The organism is Moorena producens 3L, assembly GCF_000211815.1.
GTDB lineage: Bacteria > Cyanobacteriota > Cyanobacteriia > Cyanobacteriales > Coleofasciculaceae > Moorena > Moorena producens.
In genome coordinates, this window is record NZ_GL890819.1 from 1 (window position 1) to 17,978 (window position 17,978).

Consider the following 17,978-nt stretch of genomic DNA (forward strand, 5'->3'; position numbering starts at 1 on the left):
AAATTCTAAAAGTGCGATTGACCTTAGGTCACGCTACGCGATGCTCGGTACGAGCCGCTACGCGATCGCAAAAATGGTTTGTGCTAGGAACCCTCCAACCTCTCCCCATCTCCCCATCTCCCCATCTCCCCATCTCCCCACACTTCCCCCTTCTAAACAACCCGATATATTGTACTCAAGTACAAACCGTTATAATTGATTCAGTCAGTTTCAGTAAATCCCTGTCCCACATTCATCTAGCTATTGATCAGGCAGCATTCCATCGGACTATCCTGTCGGCGGAATGCTAAAAAAAGCACTACTCCCATCACTCTTCTAAACAAAATCTAATGTCTGGTAACTCACCCCCACTGATTCAAACCCTGACCCCAGACCGTTGGGCAGGATGGAGCATGGACTTTATCGGGGCAGGCTATATTGCTTTATTTGTCAAAAATGGTCGGTGTGTGCGGGTATGGAAGCCAGGGCGTCATGTCAGCTTCGCCCTACCCTGGCTAGAAAAATGTGAACTGCTCCTAGTAGACAGCAAACTCCGGCACTTGCCCATTACCTCCCAAGGAGACTTTCTATCCCGGGATCAGTATCTTGTCAATGTCTCTTTGAATGTAATGTATCAAGTGGTAGATGCCAAACGAGTTGCCCTAGAAATATCTGACCCCATTGCTGCCCTAACTAGTGCCGTTAAAGATAGTTTAGGAGTAGCAATTAGTCACCTAAGGATGGAACAGTTAACCAATCAGGGACGAGTAGAAGTCCGACAATACATTCTCGACCATGTTGACGTTTACTATACCGTAGGCTTTTCCATCGAAGATGTGCGAGTCAGTGACATCAGCTTTCCTAACACACGGGGGATAATTCGTCAAGTCGAAGGGATGAGTGCTCGACAGGAAGCAGAACATGAAGCCGTCCTAAAAATGCAGATTGCCAATGCTGGTCGCCCAGAACTCTCCCCACCACCAATCCAGCAAGTCAATATCCTCCCTGGTGGAGAAGCTAACTCTAAACACTCCATTGTCAATCAGGAAGTACCTAGGGCTACAATTCCAGACGAATCAGCCGCCACACCCAGTCTGCCCATTCGCGATCAACCAGTACTTGCCCCAACCGTACTTTTTTCCAATCCTACCCCAGCAAGCAAGGGGCGTTTAGTAAACCGTTCATCCGGTGCCATGATTGTTTTGTCTGCTAATCCTTTCACCATTGGCAGAGAACCCACGAACACCCTAGTGTTAGAAGATGCGATGTGTTCTCGCAACCATGCCCAAATTCTCCAAATTCCAGAGCCTCAGGACAAAGTGCGCTACCAAATCATTGATGTGGGTAGTTCCAATGGTACTTTTGTGGACCAACAGCGGCTTAGTTCCCATCAACCCTTTTGGCTTAGTGCAGGAAATGTGATCCAGATTGGTAATCAGGAATGGACTTTCCAGTTACCTTGAGCAGTTGATCCGCATCTAATACTCTACGAGGCAGCATTACCGTAAAAGTAGTGCCAACGCTAACATCACTGTTTAGACTAATTGTCCCACCATGAATATCGACACATTTTTTGACAATGGCTAACCCCAGTCCAGTACCAGAAATATTTTCTACATTCGAGCCTCGATGAAAAGCATTAAATAGATTATGTTGCTCTTTCCTAGGAATGCCAATCCCGTCATCACTCACCTCAAAAATAACTTGGTTATTTTGACAGGTAAACTTGATCAAAACCTTGCCTCCATTAGGGGAATACTTGATGGCATTGTCAATCAGATGGGTAAGGATTTGCAGTAGCAGCTTAGAATCAAACAACGGTCGCCCACAGTCTTGATCAATGTTTAAAATCAGGTGATGTTTATCACCATAGTGCTGTTGCATGTCATCCACTAGATCACGCACAAATACCCCTAAATCCAAAGGAGTAGGCTGAAACTCCAGTTGTTCAAATTCTGCCTTATTCAGGAACATCACATTACCCATTAAGTCCGTTATCCGTTGAACAGCTGCTCGGATCCGTTGAAAATGTTGGCTTTGTTTAGATTTATCCCATCGATGGCAGTAAGCTTCCAGCAGTTCAGAACTGGAGAGAATGCTGGTCAAGGGCGTGCGGTACTCATGGGAAATGGCTATGATCATCCGAGATTTAAGATGATTGAATTCTTGTTCTTGGGCTAGAGCTTTGCGTAGCTGAGCTTCTAATTCTCGCAGTTGCTGGTTTGCCTGTTGTAGATCAGCAGTGCGTTCCGCTACCCGCTCCTCTAAGTACAAATTTTGGTCTTCTAGTTGTTTGGTCAGGAAATGCAGTTGTAAATGCACCTTGAGACGGGCTAACACTTCTTCAGTCTGAAACGGCTTGGTGATGTAATCTACAGCCCCCAGGGACAAACCTTTGATCTTATCAACCGTGTCATTCAGAGCAGTCATAAAAATCACTGGTATTTCATTAGTTGCCGGATTAGATTTCAGTCGGCGGCAGGTTTCAAAACCATCCATTACCGGCATGATTACATCTAACAAAATTAGATCTGGTGTTGCATATTCGCTCTGATCGATAGCCGTTTCACCATCAGTTGCTACCAATATTTCCCATCCCGAATTTGCGATCGCTTCCGACAACACTTTCAAATTCGTGGGATTGTCATCAACGATCAAGATAGTGGCTTGATCAACTTTAGTGATAGTCATGGATTTACCCCCTGAACGATTTTATAAATTCCCGAATTTGCTTAACCTGAAAGCTAGTTGCTAATTGCCTTAACTCCTTGGCAAAATGCCGATATTTTTTATCGCTCTGTTCCAGTTCAACCAAGGTTTTATCTATGCCATGGATATTGCCTCTTTTGGCCAATTCAAATAGCTGATCAATTACCTCAGCTGGTGGAGCAAAAATTTCACCTGTCTCCAGTGATAGATTTTCTGAAGTTATACTTTCTAGGTTGTTATTATGTTCATAAATCCAATTAATTTTTAAATATTTTTGTAACTGATTAAAAAGATAATCCATGTTAATTGGCTTAGATAAAAATGCATCAGCTCCAGTCTTTATACTGTTTGTTATGTCAGTTTCAAAGGCACTAGCAGATACAACCATAATCACTACATTTGGCAATTGCTGTGATTTCCTAATAGCACCGATCATTTCCAATCCATCCATAATTGGCATCACAATGTCTGTCAAAATTAAATCGGGCTTAATTTCTGTTGCTTGCTGATAACCTTCTTGACCATTACTTGCTTCAAAACAACGAAATCCAATCGACTCTAGTAGGTTAATGAGTAACGAGCGATTGTTGAGATGATCATCCACTATTAGTATGGTTGGACGTTTCCCTTTAATGCCAACAATATTGCTGCTGTCTACGACTGTTTCTTGCTGGGGCGATTCGGTAGTGGTTGCTAGTTCCAAATCTAGCCAAAACCTACTTCCCTCACCTAAGGTACTTTCCACTTTGATTTCACTCCCCATTAGGGAAATAAGCTTCATACTAATTGCCAATCCCAAGCCAGTGCCTTCTGATTGTTTTTTAGTATCTCCTACCTGCTCAAACGGCAAAAAAATCTTTTTCAATTGTTCTGGAGTCATCCCGACACCAGTATCTTCAATTTGAAACCTGATTGTGTGGGAAGGGTCACCATTCAACGATGAACCGATTAAACTTACTTGAAAGGTCACACTTCCAGTATCAGTAAACTTAATCCCATTACCCAGTAAATTAATTAAAACTTGCCGCAGGCGTTTTTCATCCCCATAAATACCCACTGGCAGCTGAGGCTCGGCATGGTAAATAAACGATATACCTTTTTGCTGGGCACGAATCCGACAAATTTCTACCACGCCCATCAAGAATGAAGTAAAATGAATATCACTTTTGTGCAGCTCTAGTTTCCGAGCTTCAATTTTCGATAGGTCTAAAATATCATTGATTAAAGTAAGTAAATGGGAGCCACACTGGTGAATAATACCGATGCCATCCAGGTCTGATTTACTTATATTTGAAGAGCGTTTGAGGATTTGAGCGTATCCCAGAATGCCATTGAGGGGAGTGCGCAGTTCATGGCTCATGTTAGCCAAAAATTCGCTTTTTGCCTGGTTAGCAACATCAGCAGCTACTTTGGCTGTTTCTAATTCTTGAGTGCGCTCCTTAACTTTGACCTCCAGAGTGCGAGAATAATCTTGCAATTGCTGGTTAGCTTGTTTCAATTGCCATTGATTCTGGGTATTAGTTCCTAAAATCGCCGATAAACATAGAGCTATTAATGGGGAAATTACAGGAATCCACCAACCTGTTAGAAAGACTAAATAGCTACCACCGACAATCATGCCCCCTGTCATCAAAATACTCAGAATTAATTTGCTCAGGAGATGTTTTCTTAACCAGTTAGTCTCTGGTAATACCCAACTTCCTACGGCTCCGATCAACGAACAGCAAAAAATCCACAGCCCCTGTGCGTTAACATACCATACTCGCAGCAGAAGTCGTCCATCAAGTGCTGCACTCAACATCTGGCTGGCGATATTGGCATGAATAACAACACCAGGCATTTCCTGAACGATAGAGCTGAGACTGCTATCATAGGGCGTCGGAAAAATGTCGTTAAGGCTCGGTGCAGTCATACCAATCAAAACAATGCGATTGTACAACTGCTCCGGCGAAATTCTATTGCTCAGAACATCACTGATTGAAACTGTATTGAAGCGCTCCTGGGTGCCACGGTAATTCAACAATATTTGGTAGCCTCCAAGATCTGCACCTTGATAACCAGCATTTTTCTCGGTTAGATTGAAAAATCTTGCTTGACCTAATTGGTAATACTCGCGCCTCCCATCGATTTTTTTGAGATTGATTCCTTTGGCTTGAAGATACATCAAGCTCAATCTAACCCCTAAAGTAGGTATATCCTTACCGGATTCATCTGCTGCTGATATCAAGCTTCGCCTTACTTTACCATCCCCATCTAGCACCAAATCTGCTAGAGCAACTTGATCTCGTTGTGCTAAGGTCGGAGGTGGGGCAACTCTTTTATCCCTCACGAGGGACTTCACTCCAATCAAGTTGGGTGTGGACTTCATCACCTCAACGAACTCCTGATAACCAGGTTCCACTGGAAAATCGCGATAAATATCCAGACCAATACCTTGAGGCCGGTATGCTTTAATTTTTGTGATTAACTCAGCTAAAACAGCATCAGAAATCGGCCATCCTCCCAGTTGAGTCAGATCCGATTCATCTATGGTGATAATCACAATGCGATTATCAATGTCTTCAACCGGACGCAGGCGAAAAAATTGATCCAGGGTAGCCCACTCCAGTAGCTGGAACCATCCTGCCGTATCCAAAACAGTGACTAGTGCAGCCACAACTGGAGCTATTATAAATACAAAGCGCCATTGCTTCAAACGCTCTTTAAAGTGAAGCCACATTCCCCTTAGTCAATCTCTAATCTAGGTCAGGTTTGTTCTCTACCAACCTTGGTGAGAAGCCTATAGGCGCTTCTATTGGTTGGCAGGATTCCAGGAATAGCATCGACCGGTAGAACTGCTTTTGTGGTGAGTCACTAACCCGTCGATAACTTACCTACAGAGTTCCCAGTAAATCCTGACTAAGTAACAGTCTTGAGAAAAAAAGCAAAAAAGGGATAAAAATTGACGTTGCCCAATTATGGAATGATTGAGGCTAATTGGTAATGGGTAATTGCTAACTGACTCAACTATAGCAATTATCATAGCTATGAGGTACACAGAATTTTTTACCTCTTCCCTCTTCCGACTTACCTGTTATCTGCTCCGTTATCTGCTCCGAAGTCCCTGCTCCCTGCTCCCTAAAACCGAATAATTTGTACCTCACCCAAAGAATAATTGCTATATACTTGATTGAGTTTCTTAGTTCAGCTATTGACAGGATAGGACGGAATCAATTCCGTAAGTTGTTTTAAGCCCCATGTTAAACCCCTGGTTTAAAACCACGGGTTTAAGAAGCGAGATTTTTTGGATTTATCACAGATCAGCTGCTAACTAACCCCTTGAGCCCCATAGGGTTAAATCCTTGCTTTGCAAGGATTGCAGGATAAGAGTTGATGGCCTGATGTTCAGTGATTTATAGTTTATTTATTGAGCAACGGCTGGTTAGCGATCGCATTTAGTCCTACTGATTGTAACAGTTCTTCCCAATGGGAGCGATAGACTGAATTTCTTGGTTCAGCTCGCCTTAAATCAGCGAGGGTAGCGACAGTATCGACCCAAATCCCATCTTTAGCCAACAATGAGGCTTTTTTCAGTGAGGCTTTTAATGTGTGCTGATTCATCAAGGTAGAATTGGCTTCAACTCGACGAATCCATCCAGTTACCTCAGGACTATCTGGTTCTAAATACTCCCCACAAATCATCACCAAAGACCACTGGTAATTCTTACCGACCTTTAGTGGTGGAGCCTCAGGTGGTAATTGAACCGCCATTACACCTGGCTGATTAGGCAGACGTATAAAGGACTGGTAATGATGGTTTCGCTGTTCATCCTCGAAACTTAAAAAAGCTTCTTGAGCTGAAGTCTGAGGAACATATACCAGCAAAGTTGGACGTTCTGCTACCGTTAAGCCCAAATTAGTGGCTGGCATCAGCGGTGTGACTGATGAAGTGGTGGTTTTAGCATCAGAGAAACAAATATCTTCACCCCGGGAAGCTCCTCCCCTTGCTCTCTCCGGTCTTGGATTCTGCGTATTTCTGAATCCGATCGCCTGAGTTGGCAAACTGTGGATGAGATTCATTCCTAGGAATAGTAAAGTAAAACAAAGTGGTAATCTCACGGCTAATTTGTTTGATTTCATAAAATATTTCCTATTGCTGCAGGACTTTCTTTATGATCATGCTGGGCACAGAAAGCAGAGCAGATTATTTACCGCTTTCTAATTTTTATTTTGAGGGTTGCTAGAACTTTCAATATAAACGCCTAATGTTTGCGTTCATGTTTGTTTTATGTTTTATTTCTAGTATGTTTGATGCCCAATTGTCCTCTAAGAATGTGTTTGAAAAGTCCTTCGATTAGAGATAGAGCAGTCGCCAGGGCAGTTAGGACATGACAAAAGTCTCACACCCTTTGTAAGCGCAAGAGTTTGACTTCTGACTTCTGACTTCTGACTTTTGACTTCTGCTATAGAGCAATTACAACCAATTTCCCACTAACACAAAGGGAGCCCAGTAGACAGGATGGTTATATTCCCCTTTCAATAGCGCTAACTGAGCACGGCGCAATGCTTCAGCTTTAGTTACACCTGCTTGAGCCAGATACTTGTAAAATTCAGCCATCAGCTGAGCAGTAGATTCATCCCTTACTGCCCATAGGGTAGCTAAGGTGCTCCGTGCTCCCGAACGTACTGCTACTCCAGCTAACCCCAAGACAGCACGATTATCCCCTCTAGCAGTTTGGCAAGCACTGAGTACCAATAATTCAATGGGATTAGTGTCTTGTCTTTCTCTTGAGCGCAGTAGTGAATTGAATTGCCGGACATTAATTCGATCGTTCCAGGCTAAAACAAACGTCTCATCGGCAGTACTACTAAACTGACCGTGGGTTGCCAGATGTAATACTGGGAAAGGTTGTGCATCAACAGCGTTTTGGAGGTTGCTATCAGTAAACTCCTGATTCAAAAGCACTGTTGTGGAAATTTTTGAGGAAATCTGTTCTAATTCTCGCTTTACTGCTGGCAACGGCTTAAAACCTTGGCGACCCTCACTCAGCCCAGCAGTTATAGCTTGGATCTGGTTTGATTCAAGGGAGCGTGGATCTAAAAGCTGCAATCCTGGACTTAGAGCTATGCTATATTTCTCGATCAAATACTGTTGACCATCATAGAGAGCGGACATGGGTAAATTCCGCAAAGAACCATCTAGCACAAATACTAGAGTGGTGATGCCGTGGTCTTCTAACTCAGATTCTGCAGGTCTAATCAGCCAATCATAACCTTGCTGATAGAGCTTGAGACGTGCTCGCTCAGAAAAAGCTCTATTCAAAGATTGTCGCATCCGTCGGAAGAACTGCTCCAGCTCTGCTTGAGGTATATAAGTTTGGTAGTGACGGAGGGCTTGTCCTGGCACAGAAACAATCACCTCTAACCGTTCTGGCAAAATAATAGGATAAATAACTGCCGCTTTCTGGTCAATTTGGTCAATCTGCCTCGGTTGACCTTTTAAACAGGCTTCCTGGAAAAAGTTCTCTAATTCAGCTAATTGCAGCGATTCAATAACTTGCATCGCCTTTTTCAGGTGGTCTTGACTAATTTCTGCTGAGCCTTTTGCCTGGGATACCCCTCCTGGCTCAGGGGTGGTGACAGAAGGTTGCAGTAGTAATTCAACTAGCTCTCGATAGATCGGTTCGACAGTTTCAGTGAAAGAAAATTGGACATCTCGATTGATAGCGACTAAGTCTGAGCGCAGTGACTGGAGAGTTTTGACCGCTGAATCGTAAGCTGCGATCGCTTCGTTGATATCCCCCTGCTGTTTGTGCAGCCTCCCCAGTTGCCAAGCTGCACGAGCGGCAATATCTGAGGCATGATTACCTTGGGCAATCTGTAGAGCATTCTCTGTTAACCTCAAAGCCTCGGACCACTGCTGGGTTTGTTCATACAATGAACCTAACTGAGTCATGGCATAAGCTTGAGCTGTTGGATCCCCCAATTCCATGGCTTGTTGCACTGCTCGTGCCAGAATTTTTGCGGCTTTTTGGATAGGTATAGGCACCCCTTGTGACTGTCTAGTTGAAGCAGCTGCCAACTTTGACAAGCTCTCAGCAAAGTTGACCGCAGCATAGACTGTGGTTCGACTGGGGGGCTGCTGAGCTAGATTAGATTCAATGGCAGGCAATAGTGCGATCGCTTTCTTGTGCTGGTCTAGTTCTATATAAAGGCTGAGTTGGTTGAGTTGTGCTTCAGTTTGAATTTGTGGGCTAGTTGCTTTTGTGACCACTTGTTGGTAATACTTCAAGGCGGTTTCCGGCTCTTGTAAGTTTCTGGAAGTATTTCCCAAGCTGAAAAGAATGTGACTGGTATCCGTGGCAGAATCTAACTTCTGGGCGATTTCCAAACTTTGCTCTAAAACTTCCCTGGATTCGTGTACATCTCCCACTACTTGCAAAGCCACTCCCAAACTCCGCAATCCCTTGACTTTAAGCAGGGAATCATCTTGAGCTTGGAGCTTTTCATTGACAGCTTCTAAGAGTTTTCGCGATCGCCTGTAGAAGCCCATAGTTTGTAGGGCTTGAGCCTGGTTAATCTGGCTACCCAAGATGCCAACCTCATCCCCTAGAGATTGATACGTAGCTTCTGAGTTTTGCCAACTTTCCAGAGCAGATTCCGTTTGTCCCATCGCATTTCTGAGACTGCCCTGAATAGTCAGCGCTTGAGCCAAAATCGACCCTTTTTCCCTAAGTTGTATACCCTGCAAAATCTTCAAACTTTGGTCAATAGCACTCTGGGCTTGCTGCCATTTTCCCAATCGTTGGTCAGCTAAGGAGAGATAGCTCAAGCTCAAAGCTTGTCCCACTTCATCACCTTGTTGCTCAAAACCAACAGCTGCCTGTTGCCAGACAGCAGCCGCCTCAGCAAATCGTCCGGCTTCATAGAGAGTTCTGCCTTGCTCTAGCAACTCTGAACCATGCTTGGTGGGTTCTAGCACAAAGGTTTGGGGATTAGAAATAGCACTAACGAGTTGCTGGTTTCCACCGACCTTTGCTCTACTCCCCAGTACCGAATGATCAGGATAGGCTACAGCAGGAACTACCATAGTCACTATCAAAAAGGTTAGTAATCCTAACCAGATAGTATAGTGACTAGATTTGGGAAGCTTACCTAGCTTGCTCATCATCTATGTCCAATAACTACCAGCAAATTTTCTTGGGCTCCCATAAATTTCTGTCATCTTAGTTATTAATTAATTATTAATTAGTTATTAATTAGGTGAATATTAGCCATGACCGGAACATACTCTTCCCCAATATGGGAGCTAATCGGGATTAGTTCTATAGTTCCCACTTTTCTTGGCAAGAGCGTCAACCAACAAACTGCGTAAAAATTGGGTTCGATGACCCATTCCCTGTTACCAGTTGGGTTAACGGGGGTGTGAAACGCTGATTGGGTATCACTATAGATGCTTAATCAACAGCTTTTGTGATAATATACGGTTATATGGCGATTGGGGCTGTGGCTCAGCTGGATAGAGCAAGCGCCTCCTGAAAAATCGGGCACCATGGAAGAAATTCCGTGAGTGAATGTGGTCAAATTCGGTGAAACCTAAGGGGTATTTAGCTTATTCAGTACTCTAAGGCAATACCGAGCCAAGCCTGAATCTGTGTGCGAGTCATCGTCGAGGTTAAATGCAGGAAGGTGGAGAGACTAGACGGCCACCACCTAAGGGGTATTAACCTTAAGAGGTATTAACCTAGGGTGAAGGTATAGTCCAGAGAGTGGGGAAACTCACACCAATCTGAAGCGCTAGGTCGCCGGTTCGAATCCGGCCAGTCCCGTTGATAAGCTATTAGCTATTAGGTACTTTGTAAGCATTCAGTGGTCAGCGGTCAGCTTATTCTATTCAAAAGCACCGATTGCGCTACGCGCACGCTGCGCGAACAGTAGCGTGGCACAGGCTTCGACGCTGTGACCTAACCCATAAGCTGATACGCGACACGCTGATAGCTTACGGTATGTTAACTACTTCAATAACTACTTCAAAACTTCTTCTAATTGGTGCTGCTCCCAAAGAAAGCGATAAATACCAGGTTGTTGTAGAAGTTCACCATGAGAACCAGTTTGGACAATTTCCCCTGCGTCCATTACCAAAATCCGGTCAGCTTTAGCAGCAGCTGAAAGTTGATGGGAGATAAAAATTACAGTTTTGCGCTGGACTCCTTCCGAGAGATTGTCCAGAATTTGGGTTGCTGTCTGATTATCAACACTCGAAAGTGCATCATCAAGAATCAGCACTGGTGCATCCATCAGCAGAGCTCTAGCTAAAGCAGTACGTTGTCGCTGCCCCCCAGACAGGGTTATTCCCCTTTCCCCAACAATTGTTTCGTACTGCTGGGGGAAATTCATAATTTCCGGGTGAATTTGGGATTGCGAAGCCGCGTATTCTACCTCTGAGTGTTCGCTGATTGGTATACCGTAGCAGATATTGTTTTTAATGCTAGTGCTGAACAAGAAGCTGTCTTGAGGAACATATGCGATCGCATTCCGCAAGTTCTGCAAGGGCAGCTTAGTAGTATCATATCCATCCAAAAACAGTTGACTAGCTTGAATATCCAGCAAACGAGGCAAGGCATTAGCCAGGGTAGATTTTCCAGAACCAATGGCTCCCACAATCGCTACTGTCTCACCTGCATTAATCGTGAAGCTAACATTTTTCAGGGCAGGAGTTTGACTGCTGGGGTAAGTGTAACTCAAGTTGACAGCCTTGAGCTGACCTCTTACTGGGGTTGGCAAGCTAACTGAATCTGGGGCATTGGTAATCCGAGGCTGAGCCAAGAGAATCGACTCAATACGATCAATACTCACTTCACCACGTTGATAAGCAGTGATGGTAAACCCTAGCAGTGCTGTGGGGAAGACTAAACGTTCAGTGTAGATAATCAGCGCCACAAAGTCACCAATACTGATAGCACCGGACTCAATGGAACCAGGACCAATAGTTAACAGCACCAGTAAGCTGAGGTAAGTAAGAGCCTCAATTATTGGAAACAGAAAGTTTCGTGTTCTTGCCAAATTGAGATTTGCTCCCAAAAGCTGCTGATTGATTTGATGGAACGCACGACGCTCGTTTTCTTCCTGAGCGTATATTTTAATCATGGCGATACCACTCATATCTTCCTGAATCAGCTCACTGAGGTTAGAAAGTTTCTCCTGGACTTCTTGTTGTTGGCTGCGCAGTTTCTCACTAAATAGCTTGACAATAATCAACATCAACGGATAAACCGCCAAGGCTAAGAACGTCAACCACGGATCAATGCCAATCATAACCGGCACGGTCAAAGAGTAGGCAAACACCGTATTTGCCAGACTCAAAACTGCAAACCCCAATAGACGCCGAATATTATCCACATCACTGGTGGCTCGGTTAATCAAATCACCGATCGTGTTCTGAGAAAAATAGGCTGGTTCCAATGTCAGCAAATGCTTAAAAATCCGTTGCTTCAGGTCAAATTCCACTTTGCGCCCCACTCCAAACAATAGGATGCGCGAAGCCATCCGAATCCCCCACATCAATGAGGTGAGTATCAAAATAAGCAGCACAAAGCTCCAGACTTGGTCGAAGCTCAAGGTTTGACTCAACTCGTCAATAGTATCCCTGATCAGTAAGGGGATATAAACACCAAGTCCATTGACAATAAGGAGGGCAAAAATACCTAGGGCTGACTGTCGCCAGTATGGGCGCAGGTAAAGCAGCAGTTTTTTTAGACGGGAATTCAGCATGTTACAATACTATACAATTCCCATCCTGGTTACAATCTTAAACAATTCCCTTCCTTTAGGCTTAACCTTTCACCAAAAATCGGGGAGTACTTAGCCTCAAGGGAACCGCAAATCATAAATTACCGACCCTTACTGAAGGTGGGAGCCGAGGGTGGTATCGGTTTACTTCCGATGAAACCAGAAACCCACACTATACCCGATTGGGTTCATGTGGGTAGTTAACATAATGTCTATATTTCAAGAAACATCTCTTGCGGTCGGCGATTCAACTTCTGTACTGGTAACTGGTCTTCCTCGTAGTTGGAAGTAAATATTGCTAAAGAAGGTGTTAATTACCCTGGTAGTCTGGTCAAGGGCTCCGATAGAAGGGATAAAAGCTTGGATGCCAAGGGCTTGATTGGGTGGAACAAGTTGAGCCAACACAGCGTCCCTAGGGAAAGGACTAGCATTAGTAGTAAGCTGAATTGATTCCCCATCGGGAACAAAAGCAGTGAGGGTTTCCTCCTGCCACCCGATTGTTTTGGCCATTTGAACCGCAGGTTGGTTTTGAACGACTCCAGGCCCGAGAAGTTGAGCCAGCCGATTAGATAGAAAAGGGGTGCTGGCGACAAGCAAGACAAAAAATCCCGTCCAAATCAAGGTAGGTCCTGGGTTAGAGATATTGTCACCTTTAATTCGCATTGCTCCTAGGAACCAAAGCAGAAGTGCTAAGCCCAATGGTTGAAAGGGAAGTGAGAAAATTGTCCATATCGGTGAAACCAGGGCATTGGTTGGGGTGAAAAACAGCAGGACAATAATGGCAAAAACCAAAAAACCCCCAAGCCAGGTGAAATACTGTTTAGGGATGATTTCGAGCAGCAGCTTGGCGAGCAAAAATCCAAGCACTACCCATAGCAGGACTAGAAATAGTAGTTGCATAGTGAATACCTTGTAAGTTTTTGACCGTTAGCTGTTTGTTGTGGAAGTTTGATCCGACAACTCAACCTCCTATCCGGCTAGTCGTATTCGGCTAATTGATCAACTGTGGTAATTTGATAGGCATAAATCCCTCAAATCGTGGCGACATGCTCAGTTTGAGGAATATCTCAACAGGTAAATCACCCCAGTCTGAATTGCCTTAACACCGGCATTATACTTGCCATTGGCTGCAAAGGGTCACTTTGAAATTGGTGTGAGTGGGATCAAACTAGGAAACGTTTTCTGTCAAAGGGGTTGAAATTTTGCTATTTCAACCAATAATCATAGAATACCCTTGGCGAATTAACAGGGGATATTTGGATCTGACCCCATTTAATAGCAGACTAGGCAAGACTTCATACTCCATGCCTGTTTGCCTCGCGCCGATATTGATGGCCGATATTGATGGCCAATATTGATGTTTGATTGAAAACGTTGCCGGTGGATAAACCAGCTCAAATGGGAAACACTTCATACAACACGACCCCTACCATACAAGAGTCGCTGACGGTGGAAAACCGCATCAGTCGTTTGGAATTAATTGTTGGACAAATCGGAGAGGCAGTGCTTGCCACTACCGAAACTATAGACCGTCTGGCTGACCGGGTCGATAACTTTGTGATTCAAGTGCAAAACCAAGGACAGCAAGTCCAACAACAAGGCTACCAGCTTTTTGCTCTAAGTGATGCGGTGCAAACCTTGGCAGAAACTCAAAATGAGTCTCTAAAACAGCTTGAGCAAGTCACACAAACCTTGCAACAGCTTGCTGCAGCGATTGAAGCAGGGGAACACTGACTTTCCTGGCTGTTGAGTTACGCACCAAGCTTGTCGATTTAGACTGGGTATGGGGTGTGGAAAAGATCGGGTTTGGGGTAAGAATAAGGCTAACCTCCTTTTGGAGCATACTTTCGTCTTTCAAAACCCCTCAAAACTTTTGGGGATTATTGACAGGTTTATTGAGAATAAATTGCTCCAAAGCATTCCCAGGAAACTAAGAAATCTCGTTCAGTTATTTGAACCAGTTAAAATTATGGCTCAATCAGGACTTACGCAGCAACTCTACTTGTAGGGTCTCCCTCAGGACCCTACACCATCAGCATGTTTGTTGCCCAGTTTTGCGTAAGTCCTGTCAAAGTCAGCCTACACCCACGCGCTCACCCTATCCTGACTCTGAACGCCGTGCATTGAAGAGTGGAGTGTTGTGGAAATGAAGCTAAAGCTTTCCAGCATGGTAAAAATATGCTACCACAACGAGAGTACCCAAAACTGATTAGGAGAGCATTAATGCATTTTCCAACGCGGTACTTCCTGCTTGTTCCGGCGACTGTACTCATGAGCTTATTGACCGTTAGCTGTAGTGGCAAAAAAGTTGAATGTCAGAAAATTATTGAAGTGGCGAACCAGGCAGTTGAAGAAGCTAAAACCCTGACTAATGGTGGAGAATCAAGTGATCCCGAGGCAATGCTCCAGGCAGCTAATGCTATGGAGGGGGCATCTCAAGACATGGAATCGATAATAGTTAAGGACGAACAGCTCCAAGACTATCAAGCTGGTTTTATTAAGATGTATCGCAATACCAGCAAGGCGACTCGCGACTTTGTAGAGGCTTTTAACAAGCAAGACCGCTCAGCTGCGGAGGAAGCCTTGAGCAATTTGCAGAAAGCCACCACCCCAGAACCAAAATTAGTGGCGGATATTAATACCTACTGCTCAGCTAACTAGGGGGTTGAAACAGTTAATAAAACCCTATTATTACCTCGACGTCTGTATTGCCAGACAGGTTGTTTAGATGTCTTGTGGTGGGCTGACTGCGCTATAGAATCGCCGTCTAGAGCGCAGCTGAAAAACCCGATATTTTTATATGCTAGTTAGGCAATACCCAAAATACCGTAGCTGCTAGGTCTATAGTAAATTTACCATTCAAGTATATGGTATGTTTCGTTTCTCAAGTACTGCCAGTAGTATATGTGAAGTAACCCAACTTGCTTCGCTAACAGCGAAGCAAGGACGGTCTTATTCGTCTTTAGGATTTCCCGCTTCATCCGCCGATGCCACGTTGGGTACTCCCTAAGAATAGAAAGTCCAGAACTGAATCTGGTGATGGTCTTACTCAGCGTCCACAGGCAGTCGCCCGTCTTCCACAGGCAATAATTCTTTTTGCCGCTTGGTTTTCGCCGTTTGTAACGGTCGTGCCAGTTGATTTATGTCTAAATGACATCTTGCGCTTGCCTTTTCTGCACGCTGTTGCGAACGGTGGTCGAGTTCGTTTACGCGCTTTGACTACATCTCTATTCCACCTAGCTCGACTATCATCAGCCCATGCCTAACCATGTAGACCTAAGCCAGTTATATTCATATTAGCATATAATCAACTATTTGACTATCCATCCCCACCGTCAAAGTTGGATGGGGAATTCCGCCATTTTTGTTAAACAATCTGCCTTTGAGATCTAATGAAATATGCCTTGGTTCATGAGTGGTTGACTCCCAAAGCAACTGGTGGCTCAGAACTGGTAGTGCAAGAAATACTCAAACACATTGATGCTGACCTGTACGCCCTGATTGATTTTGAATCAACCAATCCCCAGAGTTATCTATATCAGCGCTCTATTGGCACAACATTCCTACAGAACTTACCCTTCGCTCGTAACGGGGTTCAGAAATATCTGCCGCTGCTACCCTTAGCGATTGAACAGCTGGAACTAGGGGAGTATAATATTATACTCTCCTCTTCCCATGCTGTTGCCAAGGGTGTCCTTACTAGTCCCCAACAACTGCACATCTGTTACTGCCATACGCCCATGCGTTATGCCTGGGACTTGACCTTTGATTATTTGCGCAGTAGTTCTATGGGACAGGGTTTTCCAGGGTTGATCACTCGCTATCTGCTTCATCGGTTACGTCAGTGGGACGTGATTACAGCAAATCGGGTGGATTACTTTATTGCCAACTCTCATCACACAGCACGGCGGATCTGGCGCTGCTATCGGCGTAGGGCTGAAGTTATTTACCCACCGGTTAATATTGAACGTTTTCCTTTCCAGGAAGAAAAAGAAGATTTTTATCTGACCGTTTCCCGGATAGTAAGTTACAAACAAGTATCTTTAATTGTTCAAGCTTTTAATCAACTGGGATACCCTCTCGTGGTGATTGGTGATGGCTCAGATTTAGCAGGGATTCGCAACTTGGCTCACAAGAATGTAAAATTTATGGGATTTCAACCCAATGAGGTGGTTGAGCAGTATATGGCTAAAGCTAAAGGGTTTGTCTATGCTGCCTGTGAGGATTTCGGCATTGCCCTGGTGGAAGCCCAAGCTTGTGGTACGCCGGTGATTGCCTATGGTGCTGGTGGGGCACTAGAAACAGTTCTAGATATTCGGCAACATTTAGACAGTGGTACAGGTCTATTGTTTCCAGAGCAAAGCTCAAGGGCTTTGATTGAAGCCATGGAAACCTTTGAGACCTTGGCAGGAAAGTTTAATCGGGAAGCGAGCCGGTTAAACGCTGCCAAATTTGCCCCCAACATTTTTGCTGATCGCTACCTGACATTTTTGGAAAACTGTTATCAAGACTACCAGTTTTAATTTCTCTGGTAAAAAATTAAATATCCTAGCTGGCTATGCGCTATAGCGAGTGTCTCGTAGCTTTATGATTATGACGTGTGGTGTGAATTGAAGGAGTGAGATGACTGCCGAAAGCCAACTTAACTCCGTCAAGATATTGCGAGCATTCGTGAAGCGAGGTTTTCAGCCCCTCGTTTCACGTCGTAGACACAAGAATCTGACTCGCTATCGCTTAGACGGAAATTTTGCCAAGCGACTGTTTGATGTGACCTTTTCCCTATCAGTTCTGATTTCGTTTTTTCCCGTTTACCTGCTACTGGCATTGCTAATTGTGATCAGCTCACCTGGACCAATTTTTTATGTTCAGGAGCGGGTGGGTAAAGACTACAAACCTTTTGCTTGCCTGAAATTTAGAACTATGGTGGAAAATGCCGACGAAATGTTGCTAGAGATGATCGAAAAATCCCCTCAGATACGGGAGGAATTTCAGGATAATTACAAGCTCAAGGATGATCCTCGAATTACTGGAATTGGAAAATTTCTACGGCTGACTAGCTTAGATGAGTTTCCTCAGTTCTGGAATGTACTCAACGGACAGATGAGTGTGGTTGGTCCAAGACCGTTAGTGCCAGAGGAATTGCCCAAATACGGGCGTCACATGGATAAAGTCTTGACAATTCGACCCGGAATTACTGGCTTATGGCAGGTTTCTGGACGCAATGACATACCTTACCACCGCCGTGTGCAAATTGATGTTTACTATGTCAGTTTCCGGAATTTTTGGCTGGATTTATGGATCATCGTGAAAACCATTGGTGTTGTTATTTTTCCCAAAAATAACGGTGCTTACTAGAGGTAACTAGTGCCTGCTAGAGGAGAAATTAGGTAATGGGTGACATTAGGTAATGGATCATGGGTAATGGGTAATAAGCCCAGTTGCCAATTACCCATTACTGATACCAAGTTGCTCTCAAACCTATTATTTAAGCTATTATTTATTGCTTAAGGGCTCAATTGAAC

The 17,978-nt window shown here is 44.3% G+C and carries 13 protein-coding genes; 7 read left to right on the forward strand and 6 right to left on the reverse strand.

The features are described from left to right. The coding region (locus tag LYNGBM3L_RS44835) for a hypothetical protein (protein ID WP_161603113.1) at window positions 1-290 on the forward strand (290 nt) is incomplete at its 5' end. A gap of 39 nt (window positions 291-329) precedes the next feature. Next, entirely contained in the window at window positions 330-1,442 is a 1,113-nt protein-coding gene (locus LYNGBM3L_RS00835; RefSeq protein ID WP_008177896.1) for an FHA domain-containing protein, read from the forward strand. Here LYNGBM3L_RS00835 and LYNGBM3L_RS34570 read toward each other — a convergent pair. From LYNGBM3L_RS34570 to LYNGBM3L_RS00865, 6 genes are all read right to left on the reverse strand, one after another. Then, complete coding sequence (locus LYNGBM3L_RS34570; protein ID WP_008177898.1) at window positions 1,384-2,670, reverse strand: ATP-binding response regulator; 1,287 nt, start codon at window positions 2,668-2,670, stop codon at window positions 1,384-1,386. The genes LYNGBM3L_RS00835 and LYNGBM3L_RS34570 overlap by 59 nt on opposite strands. A gap of 4 nt (window positions 2,671-2,674) precedes the next feature. After that, a complete protein-coding gene (locus LYNGBM3L_RS00845) occupies window positions 2,675-5,407 on the reverse strand; it encodes a CHASE2 domain-containing protein (RefSeq protein ID WP_008177901.1) in 2,733 nt (910 codons plus the stop codon). A 680-nt stretch (window positions 5,408-6,087) separates the two neighbouring features. After that, window positions 6,088-6,807 (reverse strand): DUF928 domain-containing protein, encoded by a 720-nt coding sequence (locus LYNGBM3L_RS00850; protein ID WP_131827273.1) that lies wholly within the window; start codon window positions 6,805-6,807, stop codon window positions 6,088-6,090. A 334-nt stretch (window positions 6,808-7,141) separates the two neighbouring features. Continuing rightward, on the reverse strand, window positions 7,142-9,835 hold the full coding sequence (locus LYNGBM3L_RS00855; protein WP_008177907.1) for a CHAT domain-containing protein: 2,694 nt from the start codon (window positions 9,833-9,835) through the stop codon (window positions 7,142-7,144). An 857-nt stretch (window positions 9,836-10,692) separates the two neighbouring features. Further along, window positions 10,693-12,438: an ABC transporter ATP-binding protein gene (locus tag LYNGBM3L_RS00860; RefSeq protein ID WP_008177909.1), complete on the reverse strand. Its 1,746-nt coding sequence runs from the start codon at window positions 12,436-12,438 to the stop codon at window positions 10,693-10,695. Between the two features lie 237 nt (window positions 12,439-12,675). Continuing rightward, window positions 12,676-13,356 carry a hypothetical protein gene (locus LYNGBM3L_RS00865; protein WP_008177911.1) on the reverse strand — a complete coding sequence of 227 codons (681 nt, stop codon included), beginning with the start codon at window positions 13,354-13,356 and terminating at the stop codon, window positions 12,676-12,678. Window positions 13,357-13,854: 498 nt separating this feature from the next. Between LYNGBM3L_RS00865 and LYNGBM3L_RS00870 the strand changes: the two genes are divergently transcribed. The 5 genes from LYNGBM3L_RS00870 to LYNGBM3L_RS00890 all read left to right on the forward strand — a co-directional run bounded on the left by LYNGBM3L_RS00870 (window position 13,855) and on the right by LYNGBM3L_RS00890 (window position 17,811). Beyond that, on the forward strand, window positions 13,855-14,190 hold the full coding sequence (locus LYNGBM3L_RS00870; RefSeq protein ID WP_044491879.1) for a hypothetical protein: 336 nt from the start codon (window positions 13,855-13,857) through the stop codon (window positions 14,188-14,190). 489 nt (window positions 14,191-14,679) lie between these two features. Beyond that, window positions 14,680-15,117, forward strand: a complete 438-nt coding sequence (locus tag LYNGBM3L_RS00880; protein WP_044491854.1) for a hypothetical protein — start codon at window positions 14,680-14,682, stop codon at window positions 15,115-15,117. 326 nt (window positions 15,118-15,443) lie between these two features. Then, complete coding sequence (locus LYNGBM3L_RS39345) at window positions 15,444-15,722, forward strand: hypothetical protein (protein WP_131827274.1); 279 nt, start codon at window positions 15,444-15,446, stop codon at window positions 15,720-15,722. A 126-nt stretch (window positions 15,723-15,848) separates the two neighbouring features. After that, entirely contained in the window at window positions 15,849-16,979 is a 1,131-nt protein-coding gene (locus LYNGBM3L_RS00885; protein ID WP_008177918.1) for a glycosyltransferase, read from the forward strand. Between the two features lie 100 nt (window positions 16,980-17,079). Beyond that, complete coding sequence (locus tag LYNGBM3L_RS00890; RefSeq protein ID WP_008177920.1) at window positions 17,080-17,811, forward strand: undecaprenyl-phosphate galactose phosphotransferase family protein; 732 nt, start codon at window positions 17,080-17,082, stop codon at window positions 17,809-17,811. Window positions 17,812-17,978: the final 167 nt, after the last annotated feature.

Bases quoted from the DNA above. Each gene is read 5' to 3' on its own strand.
- LYNGBM3L_RS00835 (WP_008177896.1), top strand. From the start codon at position 330: ATGTCTGGTAACTCACCCCCACTGATTCAAACCCTGACCCCAGACCGT.
- LYNGBM3L_RS34570 (WP_008177898.1), bottom strand. From the start codon at position 2,670: ATGACTATCACTAAAGTTGATCAAGCCACTATCTTGATCGTTGATGAC.
- LYNGBM3L_RS00845 (WP_008177901.1), bottom strand. From the start codon at position 5,407: ATGTGGCTTCACTTTAAAGAGCGTTTGAAGCAATGGCGCTTTGTATTT.
- LYNGBM3L_RS00850 (WP_131827273.1), bottom strand. From the start codon at position 6,807: ATGAAATCAAACAAATTAGCCGTGAGATTACCACTTTGTTTTACTTTA.
- LYNGBM3L_RS00855 (WP_008177907.1), bottom strand. From the start codon at position 9,835: ATGAGCAAGCTAGGTAAGCTTCCCAAATCTAGTCACTATACTATCTGG.
- LYNGBM3L_RS00860 (WP_008177909.1), bottom strand. From the start codon at position 12,438: ATGCTGAATTCCCGTCTAAAAAAACTGCTGCTTTACCTGCGCCCATAC.
- LYNGBM3L_RS00865 (WP_008177911.1), bottom strand. From the start codon at position 13,356: ATGCAACTACTATTTCTAGTCCTGCTATGGGTAGTGCTTGGATTTTTG.
- LYNGBM3L_RS00870 (WP_044491879.1), top strand. From the start codon at position 13,855: ATGGGAAACACTTCATACAACACGACCCCTACCATACAAGAGTCGCTG.
- LYNGBM3L_RS00880 (WP_044491854.1), top strand. From the start codon at position 14,680: ATGCATTTTCCAACGCGGTACTTCCTGCTTGTTCCGGCGACTGTACTC.
- LYNGBM3L_RS39345 (WP_131827274.1), top strand. From the start codon at position 15,444: ATGCCACGTTGGGTACTCCCTAAGAATAGAAAGTCCAGAACTGAATCT.
- LYNGBM3L_RS00885 (WP_008177918.1), top strand. From the start codon at position 15,849: ATGAAATATGCCTTGGTTCATGAGTGGTTGACTCCCAAAGCAACTGGT.
- LYNGBM3L_RS00890 (WP_008177920.1), top strand. From the start codon at position 17,080: ATGACTGCCGAAAGCCAACTTAACTCCGTCAAGATATTGCGAGCATTC.